At 55.8% G+C, this 22,862-nt stretch carries 23 protein-coding genes; 12 read left to right on the top strand and 11 right to left on the bottom strand.

Annotation, left to right across the window (positions count from 1 at the left end):
- The first annotated feature begins 123 nt into the window (after positions 1-123).
- Together W822_RS30515 and W822_RS30510 are read left to right on the top strand one after the other, a co-directional pair.
- Positions 124-1,089 (top strand): Bug family tripartite tricarboxylate transporter substrate binding protein, encoded by a 966-nt coding sequence (locus W822_RS30515; RefSeq protein ID WP_024004371.1) that lies wholly within the window; start codon positions 124-126, stop codon positions 1,087-1,089.
- 24 nt (positions 1,090-1,113) lie between these two features.
- Positions 1,114-1,995, top strand: a complete 882-nt coding sequence (locus W822_RS30510; protein WP_172642767.1) for an alpha/beta fold hydrolase — start codon at positions 1,114-1,116, stop codon at positions 1,993-1,995.
- An 18-nt stretch (positions 1,996-2,013) separates the two neighbouring features.
- On the opposite strand, the gene W822_RS30505 is transcribed toward W822_RS30510, so the two are convergent.
- A complete protein-coding gene (locus W822_RS30505) occupies positions 2,014-2,940 on the bottom strand; it encodes a LysR family transcriptional regulator (protein WP_081724302.1) in 927 nt (308 codons plus the stop codon).
- Positions 2,941-3,165: 225 nt separating this feature from the next.
- Between W822_RS30505 and W822_RS30500 the strand changes: the two genes are divergently transcribed.
- The 6 genes from W822_RS30500 to W822_RS30475 all read left to right on the top strand — a co-directional run bounded on the left by W822_RS30500 (position 3,166) and on the right by W822_RS30475 (position 7,966).
- Positions 3,166-3,873 carry a haloacid dehalogenase type II gene (locus W822_RS30500; RefSeq protein ID WP_024004368.1) on the top strand — a complete coding sequence of 236 codons (708 nt, stop codon included), beginning with the start codon at positions 3,166-3,168 and terminating at the stop codon, positions 3,871-3,873.
- Positions 3,873-5,105 (top strand): CaiB/BaiF CoA transferase family protein, encoded by a 1,233-nt coding sequence (locus W822_RS30495; RefSeq protein ID WP_253272243.1) that lies wholly within the window; start codon positions 3,873-3,875, stop codon positions 5,103-5,105. Before W822_RS30500 ends, W822_RS30495 begins: the two co-directional genes overlap by 1 nt.
- Complete coding sequence (locus tag W822_RS30490; protein WP_024004366.1) at positions 5,098-5,526, top strand: PaaI family thioesterase; 429 nt, start codon at positions 5,098-5,100, stop codon at positions 5,524-5,526. The genes W822_RS30495 and W822_RS30490 overlap by 8 nt, the downstream gene beginning before the upstream one ends.
- Before the next feature lie 112 nt (positions 5,527-5,638).
- Positions 5,639-6,388 carry a maleate cis-trans isomerase family protein gene (locus tag W822_RS30485; protein WP_024004365.1) on the top strand — a complete coding sequence of 250 codons (750 nt, stop codon included), beginning with the start codon at positions 5,639-5,641 and terminating at the stop codon, positions 6,386-6,388.
- 27 nt (positions 6,389-6,415) lie between these two features.
- Positions 6,416-7,312 (top strand): LysR substrate-binding domain-containing protein, encoded by an 897-nt coding sequence (locus W822_RS30480; RefSeq protein ID WP_024004364.1) that lies wholly within the window; start codon positions 6,416-6,418, stop codon positions 7,310-7,312.
- Between the two features lie 162 nt (positions 7,313-7,474).
- A complete protein-coding gene (locus W822_RS30475; RefSeq protein WP_253272277.1) occupies positions 7,475-7,966 on the top strand; it encodes a MarR family winged helix-turn-helix transcriptional regulator in 492 nt (163 codons plus the stop codon).
- 93 nt (positions 7,967-8,059) lie between these two features.
- Here the strand turns inward: W822_RS30475 and W822_RS30470 are convergent, their stop codons facing one another.
- The 7 genes from W822_RS30470 to W822_RS30440 form a co-directional block, all read right to left on the bottom strand.
- Entirely contained in the window at positions 8,060-8,818 is a 759-nt protein-coding gene (locus W822_RS30470; protein ID WP_031242313.1) for an ABC transporter permease, read from the bottom strand.
- 11 nt (positions 8,819-8,829) lie between these two features.
- The gene (locus W822_RS30465; RefSeq protein ID WP_024004361.1) at positions 8,830-9,594 is read right to left on the bottom strand and encodes an ABC transporter ATP-binding protein; all 765 of its coding nucleotides are present in this window, start codon (positions 9,592-9,594) and stop codon (positions 8,830-8,832) included.
- Positions 9,591-10,610: an ABC transporter substrate-binding protein gene (locus W822_RS30460; protein ID WP_031242312.1), complete on the bottom strand. Its 1,020-nt coding sequence runs from the start codon at positions 10,608-10,610 to the stop codon at positions 9,591-9,593. The genes W822_RS30465 and W822_RS30460 overlap by 4 nt, the downstream gene beginning before the upstream one ends.
- A gap of 81 nt (positions 10,611-10,691) precedes the next feature.
- Positions 10,692-11,891, bottom strand: coding sequence for a xanthine dehydrogenase family Fe-S subunit (locus W822_RS30455; RefSeq protein WP_024004359.1), 1,200 nt, complete (start codon positions 11,889-11,891; stop codon positions 10,692-10,694).
- Positions 11,884-12,732 carry an FAD binding domain-containing protein gene (locus W822_RS30450; RefSeq protein ID WP_024004358.1) on the bottom strand — a complete coding sequence of 283 codons (849 nt, stop codon included), beginning with the start codon at positions 12,730-12,732 and terminating at the stop codon, positions 11,884-11,886. The genes W822_RS30455 and W822_RS30450 overlap by 8 nt, the downstream gene beginning before the upstream one ends.
- Positions 12,729-15,149 (bottom strand): xanthine dehydrogenase family protein molybdopterin-binding subunit, encoded by a 2,421-nt coding sequence (locus tag W822_RS30445; protein WP_024004357.1) that lies wholly within the window; start codon positions 15,147-15,149, stop codon positions 12,729-12,731. The genes W822_RS30450 and W822_RS30445 overlap by 4 nt, the downstream gene beginning before the upstream one ends.
- 30 nt (positions 15,150-15,179) lie before the next feature.
- Positions 15,180-16,271, bottom strand: coding sequence for a TRAP transporter substrate-binding protein (locus W822_RS30440; protein ID WP_024004356.1), 1,092 nt, complete (start codon positions 16,269-16,271; stop codon positions 15,180-15,182).
- Between the two features lie 350 nt (positions 16,272-16,621).
- Between W822_RS30440 and W822_RS30435 the strand changes: the two genes are divergently transcribed.
- The 4 genes from W822_RS30435 to W822_RS30420 all read left to right on the top strand — a co-directional run bounded on the left by W822_RS30435 (position 16,622) and on the right by W822_RS30420 (position 20,141).
- Positions 16,622-16,930, top strand: a complete 309-nt coding sequence (locus W822_RS30435) for a non-heme iron oxygenase ferredoxin subunit (RefSeq protein ID WP_024004355.1) — start codon at positions 16,622-16,624, stop codon at positions 16,928-16,930.
- 61 nt (positions 16,931-16,991) lie between these two features.
- Positions 16,992-18,284, top strand: coding sequence for an NAD(P)/FAD-dependent oxidoreductase (locus W822_RS30430; protein ID WP_031242308.1), 1,293 nt, complete (start codon positions 16,992-16,994; stop codon positions 18,282-18,284).
- A 34-nt stretch (positions 18,285-18,318) separates the two neighbouring features.
- Positions 18,319-19,608 (top strand): aromatic ring-hydroxylating dioxygenase subunit alpha, encoded by a 1,290-nt coding sequence (locus tag W822_RS30425; protein ID WP_024004353.1) that lies wholly within the window; start codon positions 18,319-18,321, stop codon positions 19,606-19,608.
- A gap of 14 nt (positions 19,609-19,622) precedes the next feature.
- Positions 19,623-20,141, top strand: coding sequence for an aromatic-ring-hydroxylating dioxygenase subunit beta (locus W822_RS30420; RefSeq protein WP_024004352.1), 519 nt, complete (start codon positions 19,623-19,625; stop codon positions 20,139-20,141).
- A 107-nt stretch (positions 20,142-20,248) separates the two neighbouring features.
- Here the strand turns inward: W822_RS30420 and W822_RS30415 are convergent, their stop codons facing one another.
- The 3 genes from W822_RS30415 to W822_RS30405 form a co-directional block, all read right to left on the bottom strand.
- Positions 20,249-20,896, bottom strand: coding sequence for an isochorismatase family protein (locus W822_RS30415; protein ID WP_024004351.1), 648 nt, complete (start codon positions 20,894-20,896; stop codon positions 20,249-20,251).
- On the bottom strand, positions 20,883-21,932 hold the full coding sequence (locus W822_RS30410; RefSeq protein ID WP_024004350.1) for a 2,5-dihydroxypyridine 5,6-dioxygenase NicX family protein: 1,050 nt from the start codon (positions 21,930-21,932) through the stop codon (positions 20,883-20,885). The genes W822_RS30415 and W822_RS30410 overlap by 14 nt, the downstream gene beginning before the upstream one ends.
- An 87-nt stretch (positions 21,933-22,019) precedes the next feature.
- Positions 22,020-22,862 (bottom strand): alpha/beta fold hydrolase, encoded by an 843-nt coding sequence (locus W822_RS30405; RefSeq protein WP_024004349.1) that lies wholly within the window; start codon positions 22,860-22,862, stop codon positions 22,020-22,022.

Raw genomic sequence — 22,862 nt, 5'->3', positions numbered from 1 at the left:
TCACATACAAGTTATCCATTAGACGCATAGTACACACCCTCCTACTATTTCCGCTAGCGGTCGCGCCATATCGAGATACCTCATCTTGAATCAGACGCGGCGAGTATAAAAAGGAGACTTAACATGTTGAAATCGTTTATATACGGCGCAGCGTTCGCTGTTGTCCTGGCTGGCGGTCATGCCAACGCAGCAGACTATCCCGACAAACCGGTGCACGTTATCGTGCCTTACGGTCCTGGGGGTGGTGTCGATACCTTTACCCGACCGATTGCCATTGCGCTGGGCGAGCAGACCGGGCAGTCATTTGTGGTTGAAAACAAGTCCGGTGGAGGGGGCACGATCGGGGTGCGCCAGGTTGCGCGCGCTTCTTCAGACGGCTATACATTGCTTTCAGGCGGCGTCCACCAGGCGATGGCCGAAGGTATCTATCCCAAACGCGGCTATACGCTCGATCAGGATTTCAAGCCACTGTCCTTTACAGCGGTCGTACCCAACGTACTCATCGTCAATCTCAACACGCCTTTCAAGACGGTTAAGGAGCTGATTGACTACGCGAAGCAGCATCCTTCAGAATTGAATTATTGTTCGTCCGGCGTCGGTACCGCTCAGCACCTGGTTGCCGAAGTGTTCATGGAGGCCACCTCAATCAAACTGACGCATATTCCCTATACGGGGACCGCTGCCGCGTTGACTGACCTGATGGGCGGACAATGCCAGGTGATGTTCGATGGCCTGGGCACTTCCGCGCAACTGATCAGAACCGGGAAAGTGCGGCCGCTGGCATTCACCACCAAAACACGGTCGCCTTATTTCCCCGATATCCCAACCACACATGAGGCAGGTGGTCCCGACATGGATGCGGGAATCTGGTATGCTATTTGGGCACCCGCGAAGACGCCTGCAGAAAGAATAAGCTATCTGCAGAGTCAGATTGCAACTGCAATGAAATCCGATATGGTGAAAAAAGCATTCGAAGCTCAGGGTGCCACCATCTCCGACAAGCCCGCGACTGAACTGCCATCTTTCGTATCAGCTGAAGTGAAACGATGGGCACAGATCGGCCAGCGCACGGGTGCTGCAAAAGAGTAACTGTATAAAACTGTAATGGCATTTATGACGACCCATACCCTGCCCGATACTATCCATAGCGAAACCGAATTTTCACGGCTGCTGGCCACGGCAACGCGTAAGGAAACCCCTTGCGGCCAGGGTAAGCTGGTGTGGCGCATATGGGGACAAGGCGGTATACCGGTTGTCCTGTTGCATGGTGGTTCGGGTAGTTGGGCACACTGGGTGCGTAATATCGGCCCGTTGATCAAGGCCGGCTATTCGGTATATGCGCCAGACTTGCCTGGCTTCGGGGAGTCTGATATCGCTCCGGACAATTTCGATGCCGATGGCCAGGCCGGCTGGGTCGCGCAGGGTATCGGCCAGTTGCTGGGACGCGCATCATACGATCTGGTGGGGTTTTCGTTTGGTTCGATGGTTGCCACGTTTATTGCCGTTCAGTCCCCTGCCCAGGTCAGCCGCCTTGTCGTGATCGGCGCACCCGCATTAACGGACGTTCCGGGTCCGCGCCCCCATCTGCGCAATTGGCGAGGTCTGGACAGCGCGACCGAAAGATACCAGGCGCACAAGCATAACCTTCGTTCACTCATGCTGGCTCGTGATGAATCCGTGCATGATGACATCATCGCACAATATGCCCGGGATGCAGAAAATGATCGTATTCCCCAGCGGCGGCTCTTCACGACCGATATTATGCGGCAAACATTGCCCGATGTGCGCTGCCCGGTATGGGGCATCTGGGGAGCAGAAGATGCCTTGTATCAAGGCTGCGAAGCGACGATCGTTCCGGCTTTGTCCGGAGCACCGCTGTTTCAGGGCTTGACGCGTATTCCATCTGCGGGGCACTGGGTTCAGTATGAAGCGGCCACGCTTTTCAATCGTCATCTGCTCGCTATCCTCGATACGAATCGTCAGTCAAGAGAATAGCTTTACGCGCAGACTTGATTACGCTGCCAGCGCGCGCGATTTGACCACTTCCTGAAGCTGAGTGCGCAACCACTGATGCGCTGCGCTATGTTCATAGCGACGATGCCAGTACACGCGCCATGTAAAGCTTTGCGTATGAAACGGCAGTTCGCGTATGACAACCCCCGCACCGGGAATCTGTTGTGCAGCCCGTTCCGACATCACGGCGACAAGATCAGTCTCCTGCAAAATCTGGGGCACCAGCAGCCAGTGCGTGACATTCAGCGCAATTTGCCGTTCCAACCCTTTCCCCGCCAGCACGCTGTCCACGAAACGGATATCGGTCGGACTCATTGACACTCGCAAGTGACGATAGGCCAGGAACCGGTTCAGCGTCAGCTTGCCCGTTGCCAAAGGGTGGTCCTTCCCAACAACGCAGGCCATGCGATCGGCAAAGAGCGTTTCGGAACGAATCGCACTGGTGTGCTGCAGTTCCATACTGACCGCCAGGTCCAAGCGGTCGGTTTCCAGCGCATCAATAGTTTGTTCCGGCGATAAGTGGACCGTATCAATGGACACCCCGGGTGCCTCGGTACGCAGGCGCGCCATGAGTCCGGGCAGAATGAGGATGCCCACCAGGTCTGACATGCGTACGCTGTACAAACGATCTGATGTGTCGGGATCGAATTGAATTTCACTTGTCATCAACCGGGTTGCCTGCAGCAGAATGGTCTGAATCTGTTCGGCCAGCTCCAGCGCACGTGGTGTCGGCTCCATGCCTTTTGCTGTCCGCACGAAAAGCTCGTCCTTGAAGACGACACGCAGCCGGGCCAGTGCATTGCTCATGGCCGGCTGGCTGATGGCGACCTTGTCTGCTGCGCGAGTGACATGTCTCTCAGACATCAACGCATTGAAAAAGACAAGCAGGTTCAGATCGACGGATCGCAAATTGATCGTGTTTTTCACTATAGATCCCAGGCAAATTGATAAGACTTATTTTAGGTCACATTTCATTAGATTTTGTGATGACGTTTTAATGCCCACAGCAAGAACCGGCAACCCGGCTTACATCGGCATGCATTATTTATTTTAATGATTACCGCATAATCATTATCCATTAGACGAATAATCTGGCCAACGATACATTACATGCAAGCGGATCATCGCTCAATGCCAAACAGGAGAATGTACATGGCTACAGCTGCAGAGTTGAAAAAGAAAATCAAGGTTGTCATGTTTGACCAATACGGAACCGTGGTTGACATGCAAAAGGGGCTTGTGGAAATTGCAACGCCTTTCCTCAAAGAGAAAGGCTGGGACGGCAACCCCAATTCATTTGTCACCTGGTGGCGGCGCACGCATTTCGAGAATTCAATGATTGATGCCCTGCTTCATAAAGAGCACACACCCTACCGCACGATCGGCGAGCGGGCAGTGGCCTACACCCTGGAGCGGGCCGGCGTGCAGCACACGGAAGACGAAGTGAAATACCTCGTGGGCTGCATTGAAAAACTGAAACCGTTTCCCGATGTGCCCGATGCCCTGGCCAAACTCCAGACGAAATACCGCATTGTCGTGCTCTCCAACGGTGACCGGGACATGCTGGAGACGGCAAAAAAATATCACGGCGTTCCTTTCAACAATGTGATTTCTGTTGCAGAGGCAAGCTCTTTCAAGCCTCATGTGGACACCTATACGAAAGCCGCAGAAATTGAAGGCGTTCAGCTTGACGAAGTGCTGTTTGTGGCAAACCATGCGTTCGATTGCCTTGGCGCCAAGGCCGCCGGCATGCACAGTGCGTTTATTGATCGCCGCAAGCGTCCCTTTGGCGGTACACCGCATCAGCCCGATCTGTGGGTTGACGATATGAAATCGCTGGCCGATTTGATGGTGGATTGATGATGCGACCGCTGAACGGGACTCTTGTGCTTGACCTGACGCGCGTCGTGTCTGGCCCATTTTGCACCATGCTCCTTGGCGACCTGGGGGCCGACATTATTAAAATTGAAGAACCTGTAAACGGGGATGACAGCCGCGCATTCGGTCCACCGTTCAGCGGTGGCCAAAGCGCCTATTTTCTCTCAGTGAATCGCAATAAGCGCAGTTGTGCCGTCAACCTGAAAAGCCCGGAAGGCGTGCAGTTGATCCGTCGGCTCGCGCAAAAGGCCGATGTCATCATTGATAATTTCCGTCCCGGCACGATGGACAGGCTGGGCTTGTCCTATGAACAATTGCGCGCGGATAACAGCAGACTCATCAGCTGCTCGGTTACGGGCTTCGGTCGCACAGGCATCGACGCCGATCGGCCCGGATACGACCTCATTATCCAGGGAGAGTCGGGAATGATGGATATCACCGGCGATCCTAACGGCCTGCCCACCAAGGTGGGGACGTCGATCGCGGATCTGGTCACCGGTCAATATGCTTCCCAGGCGATTATGGCTGCGCTGCTTGAACGCAACAGTACCGGCATGGGTCATCATGTAGATATTTCAATGCTGGACTGCATGGCGTCGCTCTTGACGTTCAATGCGGGCATTTACTTTACGACCGGCGAAAGTCCCGGGCGCAAGGGAAACGCGCATCCAACGATAGCGCCTTATCAGACCTTCGAGGCCGCCGACGGATGGCTGAATATCGGCGTGGCGAACGATAAATTCTGGCTGTTGTTTTGCGATGTGATTGAGCGTCCCGATCTCGCCTCAGAGCCTCGTTATGCAAAGGCCATTGACAGGGTCAGGCTCAGAGAAGAATTGATTCCGATTGTTTCCCGTGAAATCGCGCGACAGCCAAGACAGCACTGGATCAAGCGCCTGCGCGAGGCGGGGGTTCCTTATGGGGATATCCGTTCCGTCAAAGAGGTCTGCGAAGCAGAGCAATTGACTACGCGAAACATGGTTATCGACATGCCGCATCCTACCGCAGGCACTGTCAAAAATCTGCTGAGCCCATTTCGATTTGATGTAGAGGACGAACATGAGCACTCACCTCCACCACTGCTTGGTCAGCACACCTTTGACATCCTGAAGTATCATTTGGGGTTGCCGGATGCCGACATCACAGCACTGAATAATTCAGGTGTCATCAAAACAATGGCACCCGCCCCACAGGAGAAGGTAAATCATGGATAGACCCGTCGCCATGCAGGCGTTCAACAATGCAATCGAGACAGAGAAACCGGATTTTGAAACCTTCTTTCTTGCGCGCTTCCTGGATTTGCGGTTCGCCTATCCGGAAAATACATGCGTGGTCACGTTTGAACTCAAGGATTTCATGTTCAACCCCCAGGGTTCGCTGCACGGCGGCATTATTGCAACCGCATTGGACATTTCAATGGGCCATTTGCTCAAACATGTGCAGGGACCTGGTACGACACTTGAAATGAAGACCCAGTACGTCAAGGCGGCACGCCAGGGTACAGTGACCTGCAAGGGTGAGTTCACCCGTCGCGGGCGCACTGTTTCCTTTCTGAAGTCGACTATGGTAGACGATCAGGATCAGGTGATTGCGTTTGCCACGGCGACCTGGATGCAATTGAAATCGGCGTCCTGACGTTTAAGTCAGCCATCGCAATACGCGATGGCGCCATCGTAAATGACTGATTTGTATTGATTAATCCCCTTATTACAATCGTTATATCGTCAATGATTGTAAAAGGTGAAAAATGAGAAACTATCGGATCGGCCAGATTGTCCCCAGCTCCAACACGACCATGGAAACGGAAATTCCGGCCATGCTCAATGCGCGTCGTGACCTGTTCCCCCAGGAGACGTTTACATTTCATTCGGCGCGCATGCGCATGATGAGCGTGACGCCCGAAGAACTGACAGCAATGGATCAGGCCAGTGATCGCTGCGCCATCGAATTGAGCGATGCCCGCATGGACGTCATGGCTTATGCCTGCCTGGTCGCCATCATGGCGCAGGGTAACGGCTACCACTGCCAGTCCCAGGCGCGGCTGCAGAAGGCGGTCCAGGAAAATGGCACCCAGATTCCGATTCTGAGTTCAGCGGGTGCCCTGGTCGACAGCCTGAAGGAAAAGAACCTGGGCACGGTATCCATTCTCGCTCCCTACATGAAACCCCTGACACAGCGCGTGATAGAATACATCGAAGCCGAAGGGGTGAAGGTCCATGACTCCATCAGCCTGGAAGTGTCTGACAACCTGAAAGTCGGGCGCCTGGATCCGGCCAATCTGCTGGAACATGTCGCGCGTCTGGATACCCAGGGCGTAGATGCCGTGATCCTGTCGGCCTGCGTGCAAATGCCCTCCCTGCCTGCGATCCAGAAAGCGGAAGACAAAATCGGCAAGCCGGTTCTGTCTGCTGCCGTCGCAACGGTATATCAGATGCTGAAAACCCTTAACCTGGAAACGCGCGTACCCGATGCGGGCTTTTTATTATCGGGCAAATAGCGCGTTTACCCCAAGACTGAACGCGCCGTGAAAATTGATCTGCTGACACTTAAATTATTCATACGGGTTGTCGATGAGGGAACGATTGCCCGTGCAGCAGAACAGGAAAACATCGCCGCCGCGGCTGTCAGCCGCCGGCTGTCCGAACTTGAAGACAAACTCGGCCTGGTCCTGTTGAACCGGAGCAATCGCGGCGTGACGCCCACCTCGGCCGGACTGGAGTTGCTGTACCGCGGGCGAGCGATCCTCAATAGCGTGCAGGCCGTAGAGCATCAGCTTGGGGCTTTTAACCAGGGCCAGCGTGGCAGCGTGACGCTGGCTGCCAATCCCACCGCGCTCACCCAGTTTCTGGCGCCGCCGCTGGCCGCCTTCACAAAAAAATATCCCCATATACAACTACATCTGGCAGAACAAAACAGCCTGAGCATTACGCGCGACCTGGCCGCAGGCAAGCTGGATATCGGGATTTTCACCGAAATTCCCTACACTGAAGAGATCGAAGTCATCCCCTTCCGGACAGATACGCTGGTCGTCCTGGTTCATGCCACGCATCCTTTGGCAAGCTGCGACAAAGCAACCTTCAAGCAGACCCTGGCATACAGCCACATCACGCTGAAGGCAGGCACCCAGCTCAATTACCAGCTCATCAACGCAGCACGCGAGGAATCGGCCAATGTCAGGATCGATATCGAAACGTCCGGCTACGACGCCATGTGCCTGCTGATCAATGCCAATATGGGCATCGGCATTCTGCCCGAGCGCAGCGTGGATCTTTACCGTGTGCCCGACACCGTGCGGATTCCTCTGAATGAAGCATGGGCAAAACGCAATATTCTGCTGGGTGCCCGACGCATCGGGGAGCTGTCTCCAAGTGCAAAACAGACGTTTGCTTTCCTTTCAGAAAAAAATGACAGTATACTGTAGTTATTGCTCGTGCGTGGCGCATCATTTCCCGATAAAATGGCATCGTGCACCAGTAAAGTTCATGGAGTAACCGGCCCATAAGGCTGCGTGCTCCCGTGCTTCAAGCCACTTCAGCATAAGGTTTACTGCATAATGAGAAAGAGAGACAGCAACGATTTGACCATGGCCGATCAATCCCCTGGAATCAAAAGCAAGTTTCACGACCAGGGGTTGTGGTCACGCCCTGGTTTTCTGGTCCGGCGGCTGAACCAGATTCACTACTCCATGTTCTACGAAGAATGCAAGAATGAAAATATCACACCAGTGCAACATGGCGTGCTCTCTGTATTGCTGAATGAACAATATCTGGACCAGTCCTCGATCGGCCTGAAGGTCGGCCTGGACCGGACCACCTCCGCAGATGTGATCAAGCGCCTGGCGGACAAAGGGCTGATCAGCCGCCGAGTCAACCCGGAAGACAGGCGCTCGCGCCAGTCCTTTATCACGGAAGAAGGCATCCGCGTTATGAAACAGTTGCGCAAGGGGATGATACGCGCCCAGGAACGTTTGCTGGAGCCGCTGAATAACCAGGAAAGAGAAATATTCGTGCAGTTGCTGAGCCGGCTGGTCGAGGAAAACAATCAATATGGCAGGGCTGCGCTAAAAGATATGTGAAAAACAGACCTGTGAAAAAACACCTGGCGGACCCCAGCCGCCGGATGGACCGGACAAGGCCCGCCTCTGCTTTTTCGGTCGCGTGTGCCGTGTTCAATCCTGTGCGCGACGACCTGCAATGACTTTGCTTTCGACCCAGGCAAGCACCCCATACAGGACGACCCCCATCAGCGCGAGAATAGACAGCGAAGCAAAGACGCGCACAGTATCAAAGCTGCCCTGTGCACTCATGATGATGTAGCCCAGGCCTTTTTGCGATGACACGAACTCGCCGACGATAGTACCCACCAGCGCAAGCGACAGCGCCACTTTCAGGCCTGCGACGATAGAAGGCAAGGCGGAGGGCAGTTTTACTTTCAGAAAGAAGCTCAACGGACTGCCCTTGAGTACGCGGCCCAGATCGATCAGATCCGGCGGAACAGATCTCAGCCCATGTACCGTATCAATAATCACAGCGAACACGGCAATCATAAAGGCAATGAGAATTTTAGGTTCAGAACCCGTACCCAGCCAGATGACAAAAAGCGGTGCCAGCGCGACCTTCGGGATGCTGTTGAATGCAATGATGAGCGGGTAAAAATAGCGCTCGAAAAAACGGGAACTGACCAGCGCAACCGCGATCAACACCCCGCCCACCACAGCGCAAACAAAGCCTGCCAGGGTGATCAGCAAGGTATACCAGGCCTGGGCAGCATACCAGCCCGCCTCGTTGAATAGTTCCATCAACACATCACTGGGCGCGGGCAAGATAATGGGAGGAACCAGGCCGGCGCGACAGACCAATTCCCACAGAAGAATCAAGACCACCAGCGAAGTCACGCCATGCATGAAATTTTTTGCAGAGCTCATCATCGCATTCATGATCAGTGTTCCATCCCTTCAAAAAGCCCTCGGATATGCGTCGCCAGCCGGCCAAATTCGGGGGATTCGCGCAGCTCCAGTGGACGGGGTCGTGGGAATCCAATCGGAATGGCTTCGACAATTCGACCCGGCCTGGGACAGAACACCAGCACCACATCGCCCAGAAAAATGGCTTCTGCAATACCGTGCGTCACGAACAGTGTAGTATTGCGGGTTTCCATCCAGATTCGCTGCATTTCGACATTCATCTGATCGCGCGTGAGCGCATCAAGCGCGCCAAAAGGTTCGTCCATCAGCAACAGACGCGGATCATCAACGAGCGCCCGGCATATGGATGCACGCTGACGCATGCCCCCGGACAGTTCATGCGGGTAGCTGTCCGCGAAACCGGACAGCCCGGTCAGTCTCAATAAGGCATCGACCCGATGCTGGTAGTTCTCCCTTGACTTGCCGGCAAATTCAATGGGCAGCAGAATATTATTGCGGATCGTACGCCACTCCAGCAGCGCGTCGCGCTGAAACACCATGCCGATATTGTCAGGCGGCCCGGCTACCGGGTCCTTTCCCACCCGCAGAGATCCGTCGGTAATACGCTCGAGGCCGGCCACACAACGCAGAAAAGTACTTTTACCGCAACCGCTTGGACCCAGAATGCTGACAAACTGTCCGGGCTGGATTGACACACTGACATCCTGCAGTGCCTGGGTCTGCCGCGTACCACCATATCGTTTGGAAATACTTTCCGCAACCACGCCCGCTGCGTTCATTTGACAATCTCCGGGGCAATGGTCTCTACAGGTCGTACCAGATCCTTGACGTAGTATTCTTCTGGATCCAGCCTGGAACCGATTGAACCCACTTTATGCAGTGTACTGACTGATTTCTCGAAATCTTCCGGGTTGACGGCACCGACAGCTTGCTCCTTCGACGTGGGAAAATAAGGCTTGAGCGCCTCGAGCTGCTCGGCCAGAATCGCTTTGTCCAGGCGCGCTTGCGGTCGCTGGGCGACGATGGCATCCACCGCCTCCGATTCATGGCCGTTGAGTATGTACTGCCAGCCATAAGCAACAATACTGGCGAACTTGGCGATCGCGTCTTTCTTTTCCTGCAGCTTCTGTTCGCTGGTGAACAGTCCGAAACTCACCATGTCCAGGCCATAGTCGGAAAACGGCAGCGCGCGCGAGTGGCGCTGCCGCGAGACACTTGGAAAGATAAACGGTATGGTCGAAATAACCGCATCGGCGCGCCCGACCGCGTACGTGGCCGCCTTGGCCGAGGCATCAACGCTGAGCAGGTCCAGATCGTTGCGTGTCAGCTTCCCTTCTTTCAGGAAAAAATCAATGAACGGCGCTTCCAGTGAGCCTGCCGTGTACAGCACCTTCTTTCCCTTAAGCTGTGCAGGCCCTTTGATATCCGAATCGGCAGGCACCAGGGCGCCAATATCGGTTCGGGTCATGAACGGAGCAATTGCCTTCAGGGGCATGCCCTTGTCGCGGCCGATCATCATTGCCGCAAGCGACGCGTGACCGACATCGAAATGATCGCCCGCCCCCAGCATCTGCACCGTACTGACCGAACCATTGCCATCTTCCATCCGCACATTCAGGCCAGCCGCCTTGAACCAGCCCTTTTGCATGGCCAGGTGAAAGGGGGCCTGAACAGCCCAGGGCGTCCAGTCCAGCCGCACGGACAGATCGGTTGCCGCCCACGCGATCGAAGGCAGCCCGACACCGAAAGACGCAATGACAATGCACCGCCGGACCTTATTGAACAACGCTTTCATCACTGCACACTCCTTTCGCTGGTTTGATACGGAATATGGCTTATTGCGATTGCGAACCTGTCCACCAGTCGCAGTTCGCCTTCAGCCCCTGGAGCCGAACAATCTTCTGACGCGATCCCAAAGCACGCTCAGCATCAGTTTGAACGGACTGATCTGTGATTGCGGAATCTGGCTGGCGTCGGCGTCCGGGTTCAACAAGCGAAATTCGACATTCCGGCCAAAGTCCGCAATCATGCGCTTAACGAAGTCCTGTACCAGTCCGGACCGGGAAAACTGCGCCAACGGACCCTGCAGCGAATAGGCGAGCGAGACGTTGACACGGGACTGGTTTTCTCCGGTGGCTTCAATCGCGTAAGTCACATCGCCCTTTGCTCGCGAATTGCTCAGAGAGTCGACGCCCTCTCCGCGCAACGTGGCAGTACGCTCGCTATCGTTGCGATCGAGCGTCGCGTTCCCACGAAAAGCCGCCGCCATGGGACCGAACTTGATGGCGATTTTGCCGGTAACCCGGTCTCCGTCCTGTTCTTCGATGACTGCGCCTGGCAGGCAACCGGCGACCGCTTTCAGATCGGTCATGAACGTCCAGACCTGGCCTGCAGGCAGCTTCACGTCAAAACCGCTTTCAACTGCCGTGCCTTTACCGTCTTTTGCCGCGGTGCGCGCCTTTCCGGCAGGGGCAAACTCGGTGGCAACCGGAACGGCTTCGTTCAAGGGTTTCTCCGCCGAAAACGGCGCAAAATCGGTGAAAACAGGAAACTCGCGCGGCGCATTCTGTCGCAGGGCGGCGCGCAACGCCTCGACTTCATCATCAGGCTGCGCCCTCAGTGTGTTTAGTACGGACATGACGGCGCCGGTGATCCCCTGGTAGCCGGTACAGCGGCAGATATTGCCGCTCAATTCAATGCGCACACGCTCTTCGTCTGCATCGGGCAGCCGCAGCACAATGTCGCGGCTGGTGGCCAGCATACCGGGCGTACAGAAACCGCATTGCAAGGCATGAAACTCATTAAATGCGCCACGCAGCATGCGCATGACGACGTCATCGTCATAGCCTTCTATCGTCGTGACCCTTTTACCTTCGCAAGCCACCGCGAACGTAATACATGAACGCACAGGCTTGTCATCCACCAAAACCGTACACGAGCCGCAGACACCGTGCTCGCAGCTCAGGTTGGTGCCAGTCTGGCGCAGACTGTCTCTCAGAAAATCGCCCAAATGGGTACGGGGTGTCACGTCAGAACGGACCGGCTTGCCGTTGACTTCCAGTGCGAGTTCACTCATGGGTCATTCCTTTTATTCCCAGCGCCTGACAAAGGCTGCGCTCGACGACCGTGCGAAACCACATGCGCTCGGCCGGGTCTTTGTTCTGCATATGCGGTGCAATCGCCTCATCGATGACGTGCGGCGTCAGGGCGCCGGCGCCTTGCCTGGCCACTTCGACAGAAAGATCGGGCAATACCTGCGGAGCGCCATCGAGCGCGCCAATCACGATGCGGGCAATACCTTTATTGCGATCGAAATAACAGGCGCAACTGGCTTCCGCAAACTCTCCGACCTTGCGTACAAACTTGTAATACCCCCAACGCGCATCGGGCGAGGCCTCGGGCACGCGAACCGATAAAATCATTTCGTCCGGCTGCAAATCCGTGGTGTAGGCCGCCTGCATGAAGCGCGCGGCCGGAACGCTGCGCTTGCCACGGCTTCCCTGAATTTCCAGGACGGCATCCAGCACATGAGTCACCAGGACCCAGTCAGCCGCCGGGTCTGCATGGGCCAGGCTGCCGCCGATCGTGCCCCGGTTGCGCACCGCGCGATAGGCGATCCGCCCTGCAACGTAATGCATCATATGACCGCGCAGCGCTTCGTGCACGCCGTCCTCGATTTCGGCATGCGTCACTGCGGCGCCAATACGGATACCATTGCTTTGTTTTTCCACCGTACGCAATGGCGCCGCAGCAGAAATATCGACCAGTTTTCCCGGACGCGCCAGGCGAAGATTCAGCATGGGACCCAGAGACTGGCTGCCGGCCAGAATCTTGGTGCCGAAATCATCGGCGCCAAGCTGCGCAAACGCCTCATCCAGCGAGCCGGCGCGTATGTAATCAAATTTGGCGGCCTTCATGCTGCAGCCTCCCGCAAGGGCGCCGCAACTGTTGGCTGGTCTATGTCAATCGCGGCAGAATGCTCGCCTGCCGCAGTGATTGCTTCCATAATTCGCTTCGGTGTCATGGGAGTGCGGGTGACAAGAACATGCCTGTCTTTCAGTGCATCGTTGACCGCCGACATCAGTACGGCAGGTGGCGCAATGGCGCCGCCCTCGCCCATGCCCTTGGCGCCGAATTCCGTATTCGGCGATGGCGTCTGCGTATGCTCGATACGAATATTGGGCACTTCAGGAGCGCCGGGCATGACGTAATCGGCCAATGTCGATGCCAGCGGCTGGCCTGCATCGTCATAGGGCGTTTCTTCGTACAGTGCGGTACCGATCCCCTGTGCTGTACCGCCTATTGTCTGACCTTCCACAATCAGCGGGTTCAGAATGGTGCCGCAGTCTTCTACGACGACATAATCCAGGACCTTGACGATTCCCGTATGTGGATCCAGCGCAATGACTGCGGCGCAGGATGCATAGGTAAAGCTGCCGGTATCGACCTTTGGCTTGTAACCCACCGTGATCTCCAGGCCGCCCGGGTCCACATCGGGCGGCAACTTCTGGGGATGGATATACCAGGCATCCGCGATATCGGCGACAGTCACATGCCGGTCGCCATGCCGCACCTGTCCATCGACCAGCTCGACGTCGTCGATCGAAACGCCCAGCATATGGCTGCCGATATGTAATAGCCGCGGCAATAGGGACTTGCACGCCCGGGATACCGCGCCGCCGGACATGACGGCAGAACGCGACGCGTAGGTGCCGGTTGAGAACGGTGTGCGACCGGTGTCGCCATGCGTCAGGTTGATTTTAGAGACATCGATTCCCAGAATTTCATTTGCAATCTGGGCGAAACTGGTTTCCATGCCTTGCCCATGCGAATGCACGCCGACACTCAGCTCCAGGCTGCCATCTGCGGAAATGCGCGCCATCGCCTGGTCAAACCCGGGAATGACTGCCGTTCCCCAGGCCGCGAACACAGACGTACCGTGCGCGGACTGTTCGGTATAGGTGGCCAGGCCAATTCCCAGCAGGGGCTCGCCGTTTTTACGAGTGCGCTGGCGCGCGCGTACCTCCTGTACATTAATCATCTCCAGGGCACGACGCAGGCCTGCCGGATAATCACCCCCATCGTAATGCTTGTTGGCAATATTCACATACGGCATATCTTCGGCCCGCACAAGGTTATCCAGACGCACCTCCCAGGGCTCCCTGCCTACCTCGCGCGCGATGGCGTCCATCAGCTGTTCGATCGCCAGACAGACGCCGGTGCGCGCAACACCCCGGTACGGCATAAATCCGGGCTTGTTCGTCGCCACTCCCGTGGTGGTGCAGCGATAACCCTCGATCCGGTAGGGACCGGGCAGATTGCCCAGCGCCTGCCCGACTTCCAGGCCCACGGTAAAGGGCCAGACCGAGTACGCGCCTGCATCGACTGTGATCTCGGCTTCCAGCGCCAGCAGCCGACCGGCGTCATCGATATGGCCGGTCAGCCTGTATTCATGCTCGCGCGTGTTGGCCCCCACGATCAGGTGCTCGCGCCGGTCTTCCATGTACCTGAACGGCTTTCGGTACGTTTTGGCCAGCCAGGCCACGCATAGCTCTTCGGGATGAAGCACGCATTTATAGCCAAATGCGCCACCGACATCGGGCGAGATCACGCGGATCCGCGATTGATCAAGTTGCAGAAACTCGGCAAATCCCGTGCGATGCATATGAGGTATCTGGCTGCCGCAATAAACAACCAATTGATCTGACTGATGATCCCAGTACGCCAGGACTGCCTTGCCTTCCATGGGCAACATGCATTGCCGCGACAGGCTGACGCTGTGCGTGACCTGGCGGGTCGCCTTTGCTGCAGCTTCCTCGAACTTCACATCGCTCTTTAACTGTACAAACAGATTGTTGTTCCAGCCATCATGTACGAAATGATCCTGCGCCTTGCGCGCATCGTGCATGTTTGCGTACACGGGCAACTCGTCATAGTCGACCTGCACCATTTCCGCATAGTCTTCCGCCTCGGCGCGGGTAGCGGCGAAGGCCATGGCCACCGCCTCGCCCACCAGCCTGACTTTGCCGCTGGCCAGAGGCGGCACCGTGGAATTCTGATAACCCGGCAGGGTCGACGGCGCAAAGATATCGGCGCAATCCATCGCTTCGCGCAAAATCACATTGTCGCGCGCCGCATCCTCGACATGAATGCGCCTGATGCTTCCATGCGCCACGGGACTGCGCAGGAACGCCACTTCCTGCAAGCCGGCCATCTGCATGTTACCGATGAAATTGCCTTTGCCCTGTAAATGGCGAACGTCTTCCTTGCGTCGAAGGCGTGCTCCCACGCCTTGTGGTTTGACGACTGCCTGAGTGTCTTTGCTATCGTTCATATCCTGCCTGCATCCTGTCCAGCAATGCGCTTACTGGTCTTTGCTCAATTCCCTGAACGTGAAATTATCCAGGGTGCTTTCAGCCACGCGGAACCAGGCCGCCTGGTCTTTCTGGTACGCCTTCCATTGCGGATAAATCTTCGCGAAATCGGCGTTCTTGGCAGACAGTTCCTGCCAGAGTTCCTGCGAGGCCTTATAGGCTGCATCCATGACGTCTTTGGGAAACAGGCTCAGCTTGGCGCCCTGGGCGATCAGTTCGCGCAGGGCTTTGGGGTTGAGCGCATCATAGTGAGTCAGACAGGCCATATACTGTTCATTGCTGGCGGTTTCGAATGCGATCTTGAACACGTCAGGCAGTTTTTCCCATGCCGATTTGTTGACCATGCAGGTCAAGGCGGCGCTGCCCTCAAACCAGCCAGGCGTATAGTAATACGGTGCGACCTTGTTCAGGCCAAGTTTTTCGTCATCATAGGGTCCGATCCATTCTGCTGCGTCAATCGTGCCCTTCTCCAGCGACGCATAAATATCGCCAGGAGCGATCTGTTGCGCAATGGCGCCGAGCTTCAGCAATACCATGCCGCCGATGCCGCCGATACGCATCTTCAGGCCCTTCAGATCGGCCAGTGACTTGATTTCCTTGCGAAACCACCCACCCATTTGTACACCGACATTGCCACAGGCGAAATTGACGATATTGGATTTGGCATACATTTCACGCAGCAGGTCCATACCGCCGCCATAATGAAGCCACGAATAATGCTGGCGCGCATTCATGCCGAACGACAGCCCGGTGTCGAACGCGAGTGCCGGATTTTTCCCGATGAAAGCCGTACTCAGTACGTGATTGCATTGAACCGTTCCGTTGGATACGGCATCCATGTTCTGGGAATACGGCACGATTTCCCCGGCCTGGAATACATCGATCTGGAATTTTCCTTCGGTCAATTGGCCGATGCGTTTGCACATATTCTCGGCCGAACCGTAGATTGCATCCAGGTTTTTGGGCCAGCCGGCCGACATGCGCCATTTTACTTTTTCTGTCGTCTGGGCAACGGCCGGCGCCGCAGCCACGGATGCCAGACCAACGCCGGCGGATTTGATCAGGAAACTGCGTCTTTTCATTTTCTTTCCCTTAGAACGAGATGACAACCAGTGGATGATTCGGGTGCTGAGCATGCCGCAATATTTATGCAAGTATGCTGATTATTTTTTTGCGAATCAAGCAGGGTAAATACTGATAACCGGAAATCACGGTTGTAATTGCCTGATTTTTATGTGTCTTTTTTGCAAAAATATCGGACAGGGCTGTCAGTCAACCGAACGACGGCTGGATTTCATCTGAAATCAGTGTGATCCGGAAAAATATTGTAGTATGATTTAGAACAGTATACTGAATAATATTTTGAAGCCCTTGTCTGCCGGGTGTAAGTGCGGACAACCGGCAGGTTTGATGATTTTCGAGAGGAACAAAAATGGCTTGGGTAACAATCGATAACGCCAGCGAACTGGACAACGAGGAATCGCTGGGTTTTGAAATAAACGGACATAAACTTGCGCTGCACAGGCTGGACGATCAATTCTATGTCAGCGACAACATCTGCACCCATCAGTATGCCTTGCTGTCCGAAGGCTTTCTGGAAGACGGCTGTATTGAATGCCCTTTGCACCAGGCCCAGTTCTGTTTGAAGACCGGCAAGGCCATGAGCGCACCGGCGACGGTCGGCATCAAAGTCTATGCCGTCAGGGAAGAAGCGGGAGACGTACAGGTATCGTTTCCCTGAAATCTGTCGTGCATGAGTACGATCAAGAAGGATCATTGAGGGCCAGCCCCGGAGGTGAACAGTGTCACAAGAGAATCATGACCAGACCATACTGATTGTCGGTAACGGACAGGCCGCAGCCACGGCAGTACAGACCCTGCGCAGCCACGGGTTTGCCGGATGCATCCGCGTCGTGGGTAGCGAGGCTCACCTGGCCTACGAGCGTCCGCCGCTTTCCAAAACCATGCTGTCGGACCCCGATGCCGGCGTGTCTGGCCTGCACATCCATCCTGCGGATTTCTATCAAGATGCCATGATCGACCTGATGCTGCAGAAAACAGTCACGCGGATCGATGGCGAACGCAATATGGCGCTGCTGGAGGACGGCCAACAACTGTCCTATGACTACTGTCTGCTTGCCACCGGCGGCCAGGCGCGACAGTTGCCCGATTACCCTTATGGCGACCCGCATATTCATTACCTGCGCACAGCCGACGATGCGTTGAAACTCAAACATTCCCTGAATGCGTCGTCCCGGGTGGTCATCATCGGTGGCGGGTTTCTGGGCATGGAACTTGCTTCGACAACTCAGATGCTCGGTGCGAATGTGGATGTGATTGAAGCAGCCGATTCACTACTGGCCCGCAACGCTCCTGGCCTGTTTTCGGAATGGCTGGCCCAACGTGCCCGCCGTGCGGGCGTGACGCTCCATTTGGGGGCAAAGGTACTTGCAGCGAAGTTGCAAAAGACAGGACAGGCAGATGCCCCGGTGACTTTAAGCCTGGACAACGGTCGCCGGCTCGAAGCGGACCATCTGATTGTGGCCATCGGACTGGTGCCGAACACCGAAGTCGCCTTGCGCTCCGGTCTGGCGGTCTGCGCGCACACAGGAGGCATCAAGATCGATCACCACGGACGCACCAGTATGCCGAATGTGTTTGCAGCCGGAGATTGCGCCACACGAATCAACGCCGAAACAGGGGAGTTCATGCGCATCGAGTCATGGCAGAACGCCAACGAACAGGCCAGGGTTGCTGTCCAGGCCATGCTGGGACAGACGCCCGCTGCAGCCTCGTTTCCGTGGTTCTGGACCGACCAGTTCGACTGCAATATCCAGATGCTGGGCGCCACCACGGCCGGCTTGCAGTTTGTGCAGCGAGGAGAAATGGACGCCGGCGCAGCGGTCCCGAAGTTTCTGTTGCTTGGCATCAAAGACCGCATTCCCCGCTATGCGCTTGCTGTGAACGCCGGCGCCGACTTGCGGGCGCTGCGCCCCTTGCTGGAAAAGGGCATTCCGATCGACCCCCAGGCATTCGGCGACGTCGATCTGCCTGTTAAGCAATTCGCAAAAAAAACGACCGCTGCCGCTATCTGATCGGCAGATCATCGGATCATTCAGGAGAAAAGTTATGTTTCAGTCTCAAACCGTCATTGGCCAAACGCTGGGCGCCAAGAACACCCCTGTCGAAGACTGCGTGTGGCCCGAAGACGCCCTTCACGCCATTCCGGACTGGGTGTATACCAGCCAGTCTGTGTATGACCTCGAAATGGAGCGCATCTTCCATGGCAAGACCTGGAATTTTGTCGCCCTCGAAGCCGAAATTCCCAAATCGGGCGACTACAAGCGCTCCTATGTCGGTGCAACCCCCGTCGTCGTCTCGCGAGCCGAGGATGGTTCCATCAATGTATTTGAAAATCGCTGCGCCCATCGCGGGGCAGAATTCTGTCGAAAAAATCAGGGCAATACGAATGAATTCGTGTGCCCGTATCACCAATGGTCCTACAGCCTGAAGGGCGACTTGCAAGGGATTCCGTTCAAACGGGGCGTCAACAAGGAAGGCGGCATGCCGCGTGACTTCAAAAATGCAGATCACGGCCTGAAAAGACTGAACGTGACCACGCATCACGGCGTGATTTTTGCGTCCTACTCGGACGAGGTCGAACCGATAGAAGAGTATCTGACGCCGGAAATCCTGGAGGATTTCAATGTCATTTTCCCCGGCAAGCCCCTGCGCGTCGTCGGCTACTATCGCAACGAACTGCCGTGCAACTGGAAGATGTATCACGAGAATCTGAAAGATCCCTACCACGCGACCCTGTTGCATTCCTTCCTGGTGGTATTTGGCCTGCTTGTCGCCGGTAACAAATCCCAGATGCTCGTCGATTCCGTGCACGGACGCCACGGATACATGGCCTCGGCCAAATCCGAAGACAAATATGCCAGCGTGAGCGAAGAGAATAAAAAAGAAATGCGCTCTTACGTCGACACATTACGCCTGAAAGACGAACGCTTTCTGAACTACATAAAGGAATTCGATTCGCCGTGGTCCGTCACGATGCAGACCATCTGGCCCAATCTCATTGTGCAGCGGGAAATGAACACGCTGGGTGTGCGCCAGATTATTCCTAACGGTCCGAACAGCCTGATCATGCAATGGACCATGTTCGGCTACGAAGACGATTCAGAAGAAACGCTGCGTCACCGGCTTCGCCAGGGAAATCTGATGGGCCCTGCCGGGTTCCTCGGCCTGGAAGACAACGAGGCCATGAAGTTCGTACAGGAAGGTGTGCGTCGCTCAACCACTGACACCAGCATTATCAAACTGGATGCCAACAAGACAGGGACATCGAACACATTGATATCTGAAGCGGCCATCCGCTCCATGTACGAGTATTACCGCAAGGTCATGGATATTTAAGAAGGCAATCACAAATGAAAAATACGTTCACGTACCAGCCACAAAATATTTCAAGGGAACGAGCGCTGGCATTGAGACCGGAGATTGAAAATTTTCATGCAGAATATTGCGCCGTGCTGGATCAGAATCAGGTTGAACAATGGCCTGACTTTTTCACGGAAGACGGCCTGTATCGCGCCACGTCCCGGGAAAATGCCGAACTGGGGCTGCCTGTCGGCCTGATCTACGCCGAGGGACGCGACATGATGCATGACCGCGCCGTCGCGACGTCACGCACGCAAATGTATGCGCCACGCTTTACCCTGCACGTGGTGTCGAACATTCGGATCCTGCAGGAATCCGAGGCAGGCGACATCGAGGCACAGGCCAATTTCCTGCTGATGCAAACGCTGGTCGAGGGGCCGTCCACGATTCACCTGGCAGGCACTTATCATGATACGTTCGTGTGGGTCGGCGATCAACTCAGGCTCAAAGAGCGCCACGCGATCTTCGATACCGAAATTCTGGCCAATAGCCTTGTGTATCCGATTTAATCGCAACGCCCTCCTCGGTCCGTAAAGCAGCAAAAAAGGGCGCGGTCTTCCGTGCCCTTCTGATTGCAGATCCTGGCAGATTCGCCTATGCCACGGCGATGTATCCTTCAGGCCTTGGCCGTCATTCTTTTGATACCCAACGCAGCCAGGGCCTCATCCCGCTTCATAACCACCGCGTATTTCTGCCTCATATCAAACAGGTTCGCCTGATGCGGCCCTTCTGCGCGGTCGCCCACACAGTCTTCGATCACCAGCGGCGCAAAACCCATTTGACTGGCGTCCACCACGCTGGCCCGTATACACCCGCTGGTAACGGCGCCCGCGAACGCCAGCGTATGCACGCCACGATGCGTCAGCCACGCAGCCAGCGAAGTCCCGAAAAAAGCCGATGCTACATTTTTTCGCACAACCAGCTCGCCCCTGCGCGGCGTCAGCTCAGGCACGATCTGACTGCGCGACGCCTGTTCGGTCAGCGTCAGCATGGCAGGAATCTTGGCGCTGAACACATTGTGATCGGAACCGTCATCGGCATACACAATGCGCGTATGCGCAATGGGCCAGCCAGCCTGTCTGGCCGCCTCCAGCAACGGGACAGTATTGTCGATTGCCTGGCGGATATTGCCGCCACCAAATATGTCAGGATCGGCAAAACCGTTAACCAAATCCACAATCAACAATCCGATGGGCGGTTTCAATTCAAGATCGGCGCCGAACCCCTGGGCTGCGTACACGTGTGATTCGCTATTGTGTTCCATGTCTCTCTTCCTGAAGCTTTCCTTTTATGACGACCGCTTTTTCATCCAGTCGCACCGTACAATTGCGCAACGGAATATCGATATGACATGCCGTGGTGCGAGACCCGCCCGCTTCATTATTGGGACCGAGCGAAAACAGAAAGTTGCCGGCGAAGGCGCGCGCATCCATGCCTATGGTTTGTTCCCTGTCGTACAGTTCGAGCGTTGACCAATACGCGCGCTTCTGCAGTCCCCATCCGATATGCGAAATCGCATAGCCTTCCGGATCGTTGAAGGTTTCCATATATTCGGACAGACGCTCGGCGTCAATTCCGCCTTCGATCTTTACTGCATACCCGTTTTTCACCGTTAGGGTGATGGGCGAGCCTACATACGATTTCTGGGGCAACAGGATATCTCCCGTGTCGATCACAATAGTGCCGTTGGCTCCCTGCTCGTTGGGCCATGTCAGTGAAAAGCCGCTGGGCCAGTGATCCCAGCGCCCAGGTTCGTCAACAAAGCCATACTCGCTGATGGCCGGAAATTCGCCCAGCGGACAACGCAAATCCGTACCTGCGTCCGAGACGACGGTCATTTCCTTTGCATTCGTGATAAGTGCCGAAGCCGCCAGTACCCGTTCGCGATCTTCGGCAGTCGGCAGGCAACGCACCAGTATTTCCGGCGGTTCCACCGCCAGCAGAATCTTGGTGCCGCTTTCCAGGATATCGATCTGTTCCGGTGAAAAAAGCAGCGTCATCAGATCCAGCACCAGATCGCTGGCCTTCAGCGCGGCAATGGCAGCGGGATTGCCTGTAAGCGGTGTGGTGCCAAGGTAAGCCAGCGGATCCCGGCTTAATGATTTCTCTGCGTTTACGGGCGGCAAATCCAGCCGGTTAACCACCGCCCCCATGGACTGCACCGCAATCAACGCACATGCCAGAGTCTGGGGATGCGTAATGGCGCTGGTTAAAATGGTAACGGTTTGTCCCCGTTCCAGCCTGGACAGGGTCAGAACGTGCTGCCAGGCGGCAATCAGTTGATAATCGCTAACGGCCATGAACAGTCTCCTTGTAAATATAGGACGCAACATTAAAAAAAACGCAGCATGCACTTGTTGTCACGGGTGCGTGCACCGCTGTCGGTATTACCGCGCCTGGCGCGAATCCGTCAGGCGCTCTCCCAGGAAATCGCCGAATGCCTGATAGAACCCCTCTTCGTTGTCCCAGGGAATCATATGGCCGGCATCACCCACCCGGGCATGCGTCAGCCCATCGATCAGACCTTCGATTTCGCTCACGTCTGCGGGCAACACGACATCGCCGCGTTCCGCCGTCATCAGCAATACGGGAATCTGAATGTTCGGGAAATCGGCAAAGACATCATCAGTATGAAACCCCTCGAAACTTTCGATAACGGCGCGCTCATCACACGTGTGAAGCCACTCGGCACGCAGCTGCAATTGTTCGTCGGTCCAGGTGGGACAGAATGCCTTCATCTCCTGCGCGCTGCAACCCTTGCGCGCCAGCGCCATTGAGTCTACATACCACGGCAGTTTGGACGGATAAGCCCGGCGGCCGGGGCCGGACACAGGCGGATCAACCATGACCAGCCTGGCCAGACCGGCCGGCCGGGTAGCAGCGGCTCTGGCACCAATGCGCGCGCCCATGGAATGTCCCACGATGATGTATTCCTGCAGTTTGAGTGCACGGGCAAACTCGATCACATCCCTGGCCTGGGCATCCAGACTGTAATCCATGCAAGCAGATGCATCGCTCAGGCCGCGGCCTCGCACATCAAGCACATAGGTATCATAGTGCTGACCAAACCGCTCTCCCACAAAGGCCCAGGTAGTGGCAGGGCTGGTGATACCCGGTACGATCACAATCGCCGGACGCGTTTTGCGTGCCCCCTCTACGCCGCCAAATCGCAAGTAGTGCTGACGGATGCCATTTGCGTGAACATTCGCCCCGTACATAAAAGTGTTCAT

The sequence above is a fragment of the Advenella kashmirensis W13003 genome (assembly GCF_000506985.1).
GTDB lineage: Bacteria > Pseudomonadota > Gammaproteobacteria > Burkholderiales > Burkholderiaceae_B > Advenella > Advenella kashmirensis_A.
The sequence above is the reverse complement of the archived record's forward strand: the minus strand, read 5'-3'. Positions and strand labels throughout refer to the sequence as shown.